Genomic DNA, 13,735 nt, shown 5'->3' on the forward strand with positions numbered 1-13,735 from the left:
GTTAAGCCCCCTGTAAATACTTAATTATTTTAGCTGGATTCCCGATCGCCACAGCATCATCGGGAATGTTTTGTGTAACCACTGCACCTGCTCCTACCATGGCATTTTTACCTATGGTGACACCAGGCAAGATTGTTGCATTTGCTCCGATACTGGCACTCTCTTCGACAATTGTTTCAGGATATCGATCAAGATATTTTTTAGATCGGGGAAATGGATCATTTGTAAAGGTAACATTAGGACCCACAAAAACATTATCTTTTAATCTGATTCCGTCCCAAACTTGGACACCACATTTAATAGTCACATTATTACCTATTTCTACATCATTTTCAATGAATACATGATCGCATATATTCACATTCTCCCCAATTTTTGCACCTTTTAAAACATGAGCAAAAGCCCAAATTCTCGTTCCTTTACCAATTACTTCTGTTTCTACAAAAGCTAGATCATGTATAAAATATTTTACTATATCTCCCCCCCCCCGTCTAAACTTTTAATTACCCGTGCTGGATTACCTGCAACCATTTTTCTTGGTAGTACATCTTTGCTAACTACAGCAGATGCAGCCACTACCGAGCCTTCACCAATGGATACTCCTGGTAAAATATTTGCACTCGCACCAATAGCCACACCATTACCGATATTTGGACCAATTACTTTCTCCTCGGCATAACCTGATTGACCAATTGCGCGATCATTTGTGGTAGCTACCAAGACACTTATAAATACATCGTCACCGATTTGGCAGTTGCCGGTAATGTGTGTCATATCCATGATTTTAGTTCTATTGCCAATAGAGGTATTGTAATTAATAGTTACACTCCGACTAACAATGCAAAAATCGCCTATGATCACCTGTTCCCGAATAGAGGCATTATCACCAATTAAAGTATTACAACCAATGATGACATCAGAATAAATAATGGCATTCGGACCGATTACACAATTATCGCCAATTTTGACTTTCTGCTCATATTCAATTTTTCTAGCTACCGCTCCAGCACCCTTAGGGGGTTTTCCAATATAAGCGCCTGGAAATATTTCTACATTATTGCCGATAACAACACCAGCTTCTATAGTTACATGAGGATGAATAATAACGTTACTACCAATAATTACCTCCTTATTAATTACTGCAAAACTTTTTATCAAAGTATTTTCACCTATACAATTTGTATCTACCATTGCCATTTTATCAATCATCATAGACCATAATTACAAATTTATACTTCTTACTATACAGTAAGACTCTTATCTTGTCTGAGGTATTGCTTAGTTAAGCCATTTTCAACCAGCCAAATACATCATCAACAGTTAATTTTAACTCTATTCCTGCCAATACAGGCAGAATATCGGTTTTTTCCATTAGTATTGGTTGGCGATCGCACAAAAATACTAGAATACTTAAATCATCAGGATCAAGAAACCATCCTAATTTACATCCATGCTCCATACAATACAAGATATTGCCAATCACTTTATTTGATTTCTGTTCAGGAGAAAGAATCTCAATTACCCAATCGGGAGCTAGTTCAAATCTATCTGGGACTTCTCCACTACTGAGGAAAGGAATATGTTCCCATGTAAAAACTGCTATATCGGGAACAATTGAGCGATTACCAAAGCTACATCTAAGTTCAGGGAAAGCATAGGCAATTTTTTCAGATTCACTCACCAAATTAATTTCGCTGCTAAGTTTCCCTTGCAGTCGGCTGTGTCTTCCTTTCGGCATAGGTTTTTGAATAATTTCCCTACCCAAGAACTCCGATGCTGGCTTTGTTTCTGGTAGCATCAGAAACTCCTGCAATGTGAGAGATTTTATGGTGCTGATGGTCATAAAGGATGATTATTGTAGCCCTTAGTCGACATCGTTTTGAGAATTATACCATAATTTAGACATAGCTTTCCCCTGCTCCGGCCTTCCCAATTACGAGCAGGTTGCGAGGGAGGAACCGAGATCAAAAGACCATCAAAGCTCAACTCCTAAAACACAGACAATTTAATTAATCTCGTCAGAATGTAAAGACAGGTCACACCCGACCAAAAAACCCTGACCGCACATTAGCCTCCGAAGACTTCTTCTTGTCTTCTTTACCTCCGTAATAACCACTGGCATAGTAATATCCACCATAACCACTTTCCTTACCAATACCATTCACCACCATTCCCAAAATAGGCACTTTCGCCTGCTCAAGTAATGACTTCGCCGCAGTTACCGCTGAATACTCCACTGCACCGGGACGGACAACCAGCAATAACCCATCCACATACTTGCCAACAATCAGGGGATCAGTAACAGCCGTTAAGGGAGGTGTGTCAATAATTACGAAATCATAATCCTTACTAGCCTCTTCAACCAAGGTAGCCATGCGCTGGGAATCTAACAGTGCCACTGGGTTAGGCGGAATTTTTCCTGCTGGTAACATATTCACCAGAGGGGATACTTCCTGGACAGCATTTTCTAACTGCGCCTGACCGGCTAAGATATTGCTTAATCCCAGCAAATTGTGTATTTCCCAAATCCGGTGCTGACGGGGACGACGCATATCAGCATCCACTAACAGGACTCGTCTTCCTACATAAGCTGCTGCTAGAGCCAGATTTGCCGCCACAAAAGATTTACCCTCTCCAGGGGTTGCACTAGTCACCAAAATCACCCGCAATTCTTTGTCAGAAACTGTGAACCCCAGGTTAGTCTGGAGCATTTCAAAAGACGTACTGACTGGTGAATAGGGGTTATCCAATAATGGCAACTCTTGCCGACCTTCCTGCCGATTTTTCGGATTTTTTTCCCCATATTGGGGAATCGTCCCCAGCAAAGGAAAGCCTAACAGCCGATTGGCTTCTTCAATATTTTTGAGGGATTGATTCATGGATTCCAACACCAGTGCCGTTCCTGCGCCTAAAATAACTCCCAAAAATCCGCCTAGTGCTAGGTTGAGGGGAATCTTAGGAGAAATGGGACGTTCAGGAACTAAAGCTCCAGAAATGATCCGCGAATTACCTACATTCTGATTCTCTAAAACCTGAACCAACTGGAATTGCTTCAGAAATTCTTGGTAGGTGATTTGTGCGACAGTTAACTGTCTCTGTAGCTGTAGCTGTTGTTGTTCCAGTCGAGGCAAGCTATCCAAACGTTTTCTGTTAACTATAAATACCCTTTGCAATTCCTCCACTTGTTTTGTTAATGCTAACCTTTCTACCTCCGATTTGACAAGGTCTTGAGTTAATGCCTGTTTAAGTTCTCCTATTTGCAAATTCTGTTTAGATAGGGACTCAAAATTACCAACGGTCTGGCCGACTCGTTCTTCTAGTAATTTTTTCAGAGATGTCTCTTTCATGGCTAAATCCACGACCTTTGGATTATCACCAGTATAAAGACTTCGCGCCACTGCTAGTTCAGATTGGGTTTTTTGGTATTCTGTGAGGACTTGTTGTACACCGGGTGATTGACTTAAGGTACTGAGATTCACAGCCTGTTGTGTACCCAGTTTCATTTCATTCTGTAAAGCTACGGAACGAGTCAAGGCCGCCGCCAATTGCCCTTGGCTCTGGGTAATTGATTCATTCAGCTTTCCCAGAGATTCCAAACTAGTTTTCGCTTCTACATCCAGAGCCACCACTCGGTTGTTCTCCTTAAACCGGCGCAAGTTCATTTCTGCTTTCGTAACTCGGTGTTCAACCTCTGGTAATTGCTTGGATAAAAATTCTCGCGCTGACCTAGCTTCGGTGCGGTTAGTGCGAACATTACTCTCTAAGTAATATTTCATCAGGGAATTCACCACATCTGCTGCTTCCTGGGGATTTGTACTTTTGTAAGAAAGCTGCATCACATCTGTTCCTCGGACAGTCTTCAGCTTCAGTTTTTTGAGAAAAACTTCCAAAGAAAGCTGTTTGCCTTGATTATCTGTCAACTTTAGTGTGGTAATAGTTTTTATAACGATGGGATAGGAACGGATGATCTCAGATTCAGTATCTACTGGGTTGCTAAGGTTTGTCAGTGCGCCCAATTCTCCCATCTGTTGAGAGAGACTTGAGAGTGATGAAGCCCCACTTTTTTTAGTGAAAACCAATTTCCCTTCTGACTCGTAAACTGGTTTTGTTGAGTAAGTGACAAGGGCTGTGACTCCGAAGACAAAAGCAAATACGACTGATGCCACAGGCCAACGTCTTTTGAATATTAGCCAGTACTGTTGAATATCAATAGGGGAATCTTGGTCTTCTTGGTTAATGGACATAAATTAATTTAAGAAAATATACTAAGTGTAGGAAGCGCTGTACAAGTTGTAAGTAGGTGAGCGTTGAAAATTGTCGTTATGGCAAGGCAAAAGACAAGAGGCAAGAGTGAAGAGGGTTTGGGCGATTTTACATTTCTTTACACAGTTTGGTTTTATTGTGTTCACCTACTTAGATCATCCGTTTGAACAAAAATCACTCATCCCCGGCTTTTGGCATTTAACATTTGTAAAATAGCGATTATTTGTTACGCAGTTTGATTGTCGTATTGAGTAGGGTGCGTCAGACAGAGGAAATCTGTTTTTTACCAAATTATTGGGTCTGACGCACCCTACAAGAGTAAAATCACTCAAAACTCTCTTCCTGTTCCCTGTTAAGAGTTCCCTGTTCCCTTGCCCCAACGACAATTTTTAACGCCCACCTACTTATAGCTTTGTAACAGCTTACCTTTCTCCCAGGCGAGAAAGCTGGAGATGATATTATCCAGGTCATTATACTTGGGTTGCCAATTCAATACCTGTTTAATTTTTTCTGCATCAGCCGTCACACAGGCTGGATCTCCGGGACGACGCGCCACTTCAATCACAGGAAAATTTACCCCAGAAATGTCCTTAACTCGTTCCACAACTTCCCTGACACTATAACCTTTGCCATAACCACAGTTGAGAATTTGACTTTCTCCACCCCGTTCTAGATAGCGTAACCCATCAACATGGGCTGTGGCTAGATCTTCGACATGGATATAGTCTCTAATTCCTGTCCCATCTGGGGTGGGGAAATCATTGCCAAATATCTTGAATTCTGCTTGGCGTTTCAGGGCTGCATTACAAGCATTGGCAATTAAATGAGTTGCATTGGTTAAGTTTTGTCCAATTCTGCCACCGGGGTCGGCTCCTGCGACGTTGAAATAGCGGAGAATTACATACCGCAGACGAGATGCCAGTCCGTAGTCTTGAATCATCCATTCGCTCATCAGTTTGGAGCGACCGTAGGGGTTAATCGGTAAAGTGGGAGTAAACTCTGTGACGGGATTTTCTCTAGGTTCGCCGTAAACTGCCGCTGTGCTAGAAAAGATCAATTGGTCAACACCCATGATACTACAGCACCGGAGTAAATTCAGGGTATTCCGGGTGTTATTGGTGTAGTAATCGAGGGGATAGGCAACGGATTCTGGTACAACTAGACTGGCAGCAAAATGCAGCACTGCGCTAAATTGATGTTTGCCAAAGACTTGGTAAAGGCGGTCTATATCTCCTAAGTCGCCAACAATTAGCTGACCATAAAGTACAGCTTGTGCTACTCCTGTAGAACAATTATCATATACAACCACATCATAGCCAGCCTCACCTAGTTGACGCACGACGTGGGAACCAATATAGCCAGCACCTCCAGTTACCAAGACTTTTTGATTCATCTGCCTTTACCTAATAAAACAACTCTGATGGTTTTCAAGACTATCACTATGTCCAACCATAATGAATAGTTTTTGATGTAGTAAAGGTCGTAAGATAGCTTTTCATAGGCATCTTCTAGAGAAGATCCGTAGGGATAAAGCACCTGCGCCCAACCAGTAATTCCTGGTTTGACTAAATAGCGCATTTCGTAATAAGGAATTGCTTCTTTGAGCTTGACATCAAACTCTGGCCTTTCTGGACGTGGACCAATCAGACTCATTTCTCCACACAGCACATTCCAAATTTGGGGGAGTTCATCAATTCGCAGAACTCGTAGCCAATATCCTACTCTGGTAATGCGGGGGTCACGTTGACTTGCCCATTGTGCGCCCCTCTTTTCCGCGTCTTGATACATGGAACGGAATTTGTAAACCCGAAATGGTTTACCATATAATCCTGTTCGTAATTGGCTATAAAAAATTGGTCTTGGACTATCTAATTTGATGATTAGTCCTACAAATATCATGAGTGGCGACACCAGCAGAGACAACAGACCAGTGACGATTATATCCATAACCCCTTTTATTTTGAGACTGTGACCACAAAATACTAGGTTAAAACCACTGCTGAAAGCAAACCACTCATCTTCGAGTAGAGATGAGGGAAGTTTGTAGCATAGGGTTTCCCAAATATCAGGTAGACGGTAAACGGGAATCCCTTTCAGTCGGAGTTGCATGAGACTGTGTACTTGTTGATCAGAGAGACCTTTTTGAGTTCCTACTACTACTCCTGATAAGGGTTGATGACTCCAATAAGATAAGTCATTGAGAGATCCTTCATGACTTAATTGGGGTTCGATTTCTGCTAATTCAGGGATATGTTGACCAGTTTCCGTCAAGATAACTAATCGCCCCAGTGGATTTTGGGTTAAGAACATTTGGGCAAATTTTATGGCATGATTGTTGGCTCCTAGCATTAACCAACGACTTTGTTGAGCTTGCGATCGCCACCAATTAAATGCCCATATTCTTAAGATCATTGCCCAGATAGTAAAAATTCCCAGGCTAACTAATAATATACCCCGCATTCCTACTGAATTACCTTCCCAGTTTCCCGACAGATTAATTAACACGGAAGTTATGATGGCAACTATTAGACTGCTGATCAGGATGCGAGTCGGAGCTTGTAACCCAGCAATTTCTTTCTCTGGATGGTATGTATTTAACAAATACATTCCTGTTAAAGTCAGTAGTATAAATCCATATACAAATGGATCAAATCCTATCAATGGATGATCCAGAGTCCCGTAAGAACTAATTCCTAAACAGACAAATAGGCCAAAAATATCTCCCATTATCAGAAATAGAGAGATAAAGCGTGAGAGTTTGACTAACTGAATACTGCCCCTATTATTCTCAAATCCTATCTCTAGCATAAGTATTTTTTTTTAGAGCTTGGCTTGTAAAAACATGAATTTGTAAACAATACCTTGTCCATTTTCTGTAGGTTGGGTTAAGCGACAGCGCAACCCAACGCATTTGTTGGGTTTCATGCTTCAACCCAACCTACAAATCAAGGCTTTTTTAAATTTGGACAAGATATTGGTAAATCAATACCTTTTTGCATTTAAGGTAAGAAAAGAGATTAAGCCAGATGATATGCAATTGTGTAGCAGTAAATCCTGTACTTCACAAATCTTCCCAAATAGACACATCCTACTACACTGCGCGATTTTATAACAGTTAAGTAGTCGGACAAAATTCAATTCACTCGTTGAGAGAGGGAACAGGGAACAGAAAAATCAATTGTGTAATTAATTCTGTCCCATTATTTAGTAATTGAATCTTAAATATATCTACTTGGTATTAAATACTTAATCACAACGCATACCAAATTGTCAAGTTCCTAGCCACTTGAGTTTAGACTCAGCGATAGAAAGAGGAACAGCATCAGATTGAGTTAGGAATGTGAATTAAATAAGGTGCAAAGGTAGGGTGTGTTAGCGACAGCGTAACGCACCATTCCAGGTTACATTAGAATTGCAGGTTATTAAATTTGCGTTCCTTAGTCAGATACTTACATCAGAATTGAGGAGTCAGTATTCAGCGGAAGAAGCAACAGGGAACTGGAAAAACTCATGTTTAAAAACATGAGATTGAAATAATGACACTGTTTTTTCGTGCTACGCATCTTTTAAAAACATCTTTTTCTTGACTGAAGCTCTAAACTGGTGAAACTTTAGTTTCTTATCTGTTCCCTGTTCCCTGTTCCCTGTTCCCTTCTTTTGTAAAGCTAGATTGCTGTTTGGCTTTGAATTAAGATCCTGTACCTCATTAATCTATAATATGCTGCATCAACTTAAACGCTGTCTGGAAAATAGGATTAAGTATCATCGGGGAATGTGGAATGTTGATGGTTTGTAAAATGTCTTTTTGTGATGTGTAAGAAGAACTAACTTTTATTTTTGGTTTACATTTCTTGTTCAGTAATTACAGATGATGAAGCTTAAAATACGGAATATGTAGTGAAATTCAGTGGATACACCATTTTGTATCCGCTCAATAATCCGGGGGAAATCGTTCAATGACAACCCTCAAATGGCGTAAAATTTTTCCCAAATTAGGTAGTTGCCCCTATTTATTGAGCCGATACCCCATTTTAGTCCAAAGTTTCCACATTGCCAATACCAAAAAATAAATATACTTGAGAAGGTAATAACTTGCATTTTTACATCCATATATTCCCTTTAAGAGGGTGTTTGAAAAGTTATGGTTGATGTATCAAATATTTTTTACCCCACCCTAACCCTCCCCTTGTAAAGGGGAGGGAACTGGATTTTTATTGTTTCCCCCCTTTACAAGGGGGGACTAAGGGGGGTAGCAATGTGATGAAAATTACGGAATAACACTTTTCAAACATCCTCTAAGTAAAAGCTCAAATTGTAACCTTACGAAGTACAATAAAACACAATCTATGCTGAATATTCCCAAAAGTTTCTTTGATTTCACCCAAACTCCCCATAGCGGTTATCATTGGGATGGGAGCGATCGCCGTTTTTTTGAGGGCTGGTATTACCGCGTCACACTGACCGAAATTCGGCAAACTATCGCCTTCATGTACTCCATCGAAGACCCAAGAGGCAATCAGCCCTACAGTGGCGGAGCAGCCCAAATACTGGGTATAAATGATGAATACCTTTGTCGCACTTTTCCTGATATCAACAAATTTTGGGCAAGTCGGGATATTTTGGGATTAGGACATTGGGGAAAAACCAACTTACAAGTTTCACCTCTGTATCTTATTCCTCGTGAATTTGCACACCATATTCAAGAAGGCTATCAAGCCACAGCTACCTTAAACCAAGGCATAATTACAGATCCTACCACTGGTAATTATTGCCGATGGGAGTATGCAATTCAACCCATGTACGCATGGGGAAATCAAAATAGTCCTCAGCAATCAACCGCCGGTTGGTTATCATTTTCTCAGATATTTGAACCTGGTTGGCAAATTTTAATGGCTCATGGTTTAGCCAGCGGTTGGATAGATTGGCATGGTAAAATTTATGAATTCACAAATGCCCCAGCATACGCGGAAAAAAATTGGGGTGGTGCTTTTCCCCAAAAATGGTTTTGGCTAAATTGTAATGCCTTTATCAATCAACCAGACTTAGCTTTAACAGCCGGTGGCGGCAAACGTGGTGTATTATGGTGGATGGAATCAGTCGCCATGATTGGTATTCACCACCAAGGCAAATTTTATGAATTTGTTCCCTGGAATTCAGAGGTAACATGGCAAATTCAACCCTGGGGTAGATGGCAAATGCAAGCCAAAAACCTCAATTACGAAATTGAACTGACAGGGACTACCCATCTTCCCGGTACACCCCTCCGCGCACCTACAACTAATGGTTTAACTTTTTGTTGTCGAGATACCATGCAAGGGGACATCACTTTAGAATTGCGAGAACTTAATAGCGGCAAATCTCAAGTTATCCTGACTGCAAGTAGTAATCTTTGCGGGTTAGAAGTCGGTGGTGATGATTGGGATTATTGTTGGCGATCGCAATAAAAATGCTGCTATTATGATATTTACGTCATCCTTGGGGTTGTAGCTCAGTTGGATAGAGCGAGCGCCTCCTAAGCGCTAGGCCGTGCGTTCGATCCGCACCAATCCCACTTTTAAGTAATTGGACAAAAATATTTACAGTCATTGCGAGGGAAGGGAAGCAATCAGAACTCTTGCGATTGCTTCATTTCACTTCGTTCCATATTTGGACAAAAATATTTACAGTCATTGCGAGGGAAGGGAAGCAATCACAACCCTTGGAATTGCTTCATTTCACTTCGTTCCATATGGCTAACGCCACGCAACGCTTACGCAATGACATTGTGTAATTAATTCTGTCTCACTACTTATTTACTTGAGTTTGGACTAATTGACATTTAGAAGCAATGAAAAGAAGCCAAGAGAAAATTACCCAAAGTCTTTGAGAGACTGAGTGAAGTCGAATCGTGGAAAAAGAAGCAGAAACTAAGCATTGCACTTTGGACTAAAGCACAACTACAAAACAGCTTTTTTTCAGGTAAATGAACCACATTTTTAAATCTCATACAAAGAGAAGAATTAAAATAATTCAGGCTCTACCGTTCCCTTTATGTAAAACAATATTTATTGTAGGTTGGGTTGAGGGACGAAACCCAACACCTCCTACTATCTTCTCGCTAATGTTGGGTTTCAGTTTGTTCAACCCAACCTACAAAAATTAAATTAATATTTTATTCCATAAGGGGAGCGGTAGAACCATAATTCATGTGGTGTAAATACATAAAAACTGCTGTAAGTTTATTGTAATTTACTGTAAGCAGCCAAAATAATTCTTTCGGTTTCTTGCCAATTGATACATTTATCAGTTACGGAAACACCATATTTTAAATCTTCACGATTCCCTGTAATTACTTGACTACCTTCATACAAATTCGATTCTAGCATCATTCCTACAATGGAATTAGTGCCATCTACTATTTGCTGGATAATATTCTCAAACACCATAGATTGTAATCTGTAATCTTTATTAGTATTACCATGACTACAATCAACAACTATTCTTGGTGATAAGTTAGCTGCTTTTAATTGTTCCTCTACTAACTGAATATTCTCGGCATCAAAATTAGGCTGATTTCCACCGCGCAAAATTACATGACCATGAGCATTTCCCCTAGTTTGAAATACACTCACTTGTCCCTTTTGATTAATACCCAGGAAATTATGGGGAGTCTTTGCTGATTTGAGGGCATTTACAGCAACTTGAATATTACCGTCAGTACCATTTTTAAACCCTACTGGCATAGATAAACCACTAGCCATTTCTCGGTGTGTTTGGGATTCGGTTGTCCTTGCACCAATTGCAGACCAGGAAACCAGTTCGCTTATATATTGAGGTATGATTGGATCAAGTGCTTCTGTAGCAGTGGGTAATCCTAAATCTGTTAACTTTAATAGTAAGTTTCTGGCAATTAAAATTCCTTCTTCTACATGAAAAGAATCATCCATTTTGGGATCATTAATTAATCCTTTCCAGCCTACAGTAGTTCGGGGCTTTTCAAAATAAACTCGCATGATTAACAGTAGTTTATCCTGAACTTTTTCTGCCAAACCTAGCAACTTTTCTCCATATTCTATCGCTGCTTTTGGATCATGAATTGAACAAGGACCGACTACAATGAATTTACGTCGGTCTTGAAAATCTAAAATATTTTCTATTTCTTGTCTGAATTTTAAAATTGTATTTTCAGCAGTTTTAGTTAAAGGTAATTTTGCCTTAACCTCATTAGGAGTTGGTAAAACATGAGAACTCTTAATGTTAGTATTAATTAATTTGTTGATCATAGCAGAAATCTCTTGATTTGTGTTATACAGTAGTAATCCTATCTAAATTATTTGTGAAACCGTTTTTGATTCTTGTTAGCCCTAAAGTAGTTAGTTAGAACAACAAGTTGCACAAATTAGCTAAGATTACTATATGCAAGGGTAGAATATATTAATATACACAGTTTTGTAAAAAAATACAAGATATGTCCGTGTTATTTCCATAACATTTGGACATAAATCCTGCCTCTAGCAGTTCGTCAAATTTATTTTGACGGGTAATGTTCCCCCAACTCCCCCAACTCCCCCCACTCCCCCAACTCCCCCTACTTCCCCCACTCCCCCCACTCCCCCACTCCCCCCACTCCCCCAACTCCCCCACTCCCCCACTAACTACTTAGAGAAGTTGGGGATATTTTAAGTAATTGCTAGATAAGTAATTGGACAAAAATATTTACAGTCATTGCGAGGGAAGGGAAGCAATCACAACCCTTGGAATTGCTTCATTTCACTTCATTCCATATGGCTAACGCCACGCAACGCTTACGCAATGACATTGTGTAATTAATTCTGTCTCACTACTTATAGCAATTTTACTCAATTGTACCAGTGGTTATTAACATATAACTTAATAACCAATTTGCTGATGTGGCTCTGCGAGTTTGTCGAGGACCAAATTCACCAATTTTGTAGCCTTTAAAACCGAGTCTTTCCTTGAGTATCTGTTTATTTTCCTGGGGAATAGAACGAGTTAATTTCATAATTGCTGGACGAGAAGCAATAAAATCCGGTGGTTGTGAATATTCATCTTGCCATGTTGATGATACTTGACTATTATCCCAAGTTTCTGTAATCGCATCATAACGATAACCTAAGTGATACCATAATAATTGGTTTACAGTGGCATCATCAATTGTATCGTTAATAATTGCCCAAATTGTTTCTGTATTTAGCGGTGGAAGATTAGACATGATTTTTAGGTAAGAGGAAGGAATGGATAATAGGTAATAATTTTACCAATTACAAAAAAGGGAACAGGGAACAGGGAACAGATAAGAAACACTCATTTGCTGAGTTTAGGGACTTCCAAGAAATAAATTATCCTGATTAACGAACCACAGAGGCGCAGAGGACACAGAGGAATAAGGGTTTGAGAGATTTTTGCGTTAGGTGGTTGAGTATTTTTTTATTTGGAAGTCCCTTAGAGCTTCAGTCAAGAAAAAGATGTTTTTAAAAGATGCGTAGCACGAAAAAAAACAGTATCATTATTTCAATCTCATGTTTTTAAACATGAGTTTTTTCTGTTCCCTGTGGGATGGGCATCCTGCCCGTCCTTGATGATTAGCGGGCAAGATGCCCGCACCACAAGAAATTTTTGGGGATTTTATTTCTTGGAAGTCCCTAAGACTGTACCACCACCGAAGCAATACCCAATGACAGCAATGTGTTTAGAGTCAGTTAAGGGATAATTTGTAAAACTTGTAACCCAGCTTTTGCCCGTTCGCGGAGTAATTTTCGATCTTGACGATAAATAGTTGCTTGTTTACCTGATTCTTCGATGTTTTTTGGTCTAATTCCTTTACCATAAATATCGGCGGCAAAAGCCAATTTAGCCAACTGTTGAGTCCGTTTTTTGGCATAAAACTGTAACCCATTCCATTCATGAACTACTAATACACCGGGACGTTTAACTTTAATAGCATCATCATAAGCAAGATATCCTTCCAATACTGTGTTTCCTTGCTTATACTCAATTGTTTTAGTTTTAATTGCTGCTAATACATGAGCAGAACTCAACAAAACCACCGCAGGTGTCAGCAAAACAGAAAGTAAAAATTTCATACCTTTATTACGTATTCAAAATTGATTATGGTGAATTATCGCCACAAAACTCGACAAAATAAAAGTAATTATTGGGAGTTAGAGTCCGGTTTGATTCTTGTTCATTATACCGAGGCTCAATCGTTGATTCGATGGGGTTTACGGTTTACAGCTTGTATGGCTTACGCTACGCTATCAAAAATCAAATAGTAGCCCTATTAGTCTGTCAAGCTTAAAATTGTGAGTTATTAAATTTTATAACCGTTTGTTAGCAATACTTTCAAACTTCGTTAACACACAAAATTAATATTGACAGACCACTATGTATCTGAGCTATCAAAAACAAATTCAGTAGTTATAAAGTTGCAGCAGTATGGTTTACGCCACACTACGATACGCTATCAGAATGA

At 39.7% G+C, this 13,735-nt stretch carries 10 protein-coding genes, 1 tRNA gene and 1 pseudogene; 3 read left to right on the top strand and 9 right to left on the bottom strand.

Going from position 1 to position 13,735, the window contains the following annotated elements; genetic code table 11:
- Position 1 precedes the first annotated feature (1 nt).
- From FJR37_RS27420 to FJR37_RS09100, 6 genes are all read right to left on the bottom strand, one after another.
- Positions 2-475, bottom strand: a complete 474-nt coding sequence (locus tag FJR37_RS27420) for an acyltransferase (protein WP_168465863.1) — start codon at positions 473-475, stop codon at positions 2-4.
- A complete protein-coding gene (locus FJR37_RS09080; protein ID WP_168465838.1) occupies positions 472-1,212 on the bottom strand; it encodes a DapH/DapD/GlmU-related protein in 741 nt (246 codons plus the stop codon). The genes FJR37_RS27420 and FJR37_RS09080 overlap by 4 nt, the downstream gene beginning before the upstream one ends.
- 70 nt (positions 1,213-1,282) lie before the next feature.
- Complete coding sequence (locus FJR37_RS09085; protein WP_168465839.1) at positions 1,283-1,843, bottom strand: Uma2 family endonuclease; 561 nt, start codon at positions 1,841-1,843, stop codon at positions 1,283-1,285.
- A gap of 193 nt (positions 1,844-2,036) precedes the next feature.
- Positions 2,037-4,244 carry a polysaccharide biosynthesis tyrosine autokinase gene (locus FJR37_RS09090; protein ID WP_168465840.1) on the bottom strand — a complete coding sequence of 736 codons (2,208 nt, stop codon included), beginning with the start codon at positions 4,242-4,244 and terminating at the stop codon, positions 2,037-2,039.
- 419 nt (positions 4,245-4,663) lie between these two features.
- The gene (galE, locus tag FJR37_RS09095) at positions 4,664-5,656 is read right to left on the bottom strand and encodes a UDP-glucose 4-epimerase GalE (protein ID WP_168465841.1); all 993 of its coding nucleotides are present in this window, start codon (positions 5,654-5,656) and stop codon (positions 4,664-4,666) included.
- Positions 5,653-7,071, bottom strand: a complete 1,419-nt coding sequence (locus tag FJR37_RS09100) for a sugar transferase (RefSeq protein WP_168465842.1) — start codon at positions 7,069-7,071, stop codon at positions 5,653-5,655. The genes galE and FJR37_RS09100 overlap by 4 nt, the downstream gene beginning before the upstream one ends.
- 1,538 nt (positions 7,072-8,609) lie before the next feature.
- Between FJR37_RS09100 and FJR37_RS09105 the strand changes: the two genes are divergently transcribed.
- Both FJR37_RS09105 and FJR37_RS09110 read left to right on the top strand, forming a co-directional pair.
- Positions 8,610-9,707 carry a tocopherol cyclase family protein gene (locus tag FJR37_RS09105; protein ID WP_168465843.1) on the top strand — a complete coding sequence of 366 codons (1,098 nt, stop codon included), beginning with the start codon at positions 8,610-8,612 and terminating at the stop codon, positions 9,705-9,707.
- Between the two features lie 33 nt (positions 9,708-9,740).
- Positions 9,741-9,814 (top strand) — tRNA-Arg (locus FJR37_RS09110).
- A gap of 667 nt (positions 9,815-10,481) precedes the next feature.
- On the opposite strand, the gene FJR37_RS09115 is transcribed toward FJR37_RS09110, so the two are convergent.
- From FJR37_RS09115 to FJR37_RS09125, 3 genes and pseudogenes are all read right to left on the bottom strand, one after another.
- Positions 10,482-11,525, bottom strand: coding sequence for a 3-deoxy-7-phosphoheptulonate synthase (locus FJR37_RS09115; protein ID WP_168465844.1), 1,044 nt, complete (start codon positions 11,523-11,525; stop codon positions 10,482-10,484).
- A 572-nt stretch (positions 11,526-12,097) separates the two neighbouring features.
- Positions 12,098-12,475 (bottom strand): DUF1823 family protein, encoded by a 378-nt coding sequence (locus FJR37_RS09120; protein ID WP_039202681.1) that lies wholly within the window; start codon positions 12,473-12,475, stop codon positions 12,098-12,100.
- Between the two features lie 431 nt (positions 12,476-12,906).
- Positions 12,907-13,346, bottom strand: a pseudogene (locus FJR37_RS09125) (dienelactone hydrolase family protein); the annotation flags it as partial.
- Positions 13,347-13,373: 27 nt separating this feature from the next.
- Here FJR37_RS09125 and FJR37_RS09130 point away from each other — a divergent pair.
- Positions 13,374-13,535, top strand: coding sequence for a hypothetical protein (locus FJR37_RS09130; RefSeq protein ID WP_168465845.1), 162 nt, complete (start codon positions 13,374-13,376; stop codon positions 13,533-13,535).
- Positions 13,536-13,735: the final 200 nt, after the last annotated feature.

It is taken from the genome of Aphanizomenon sp. UHCC 0183 (genome assembly GCF_009712065.1).
Classification (GTDB): Bacteria; Cyanobacteriota; Cyanobacteriia; order Cyanobacteriales; family Nostocaceae; genus Dolichospermum; species Dolichospermum heterosporum.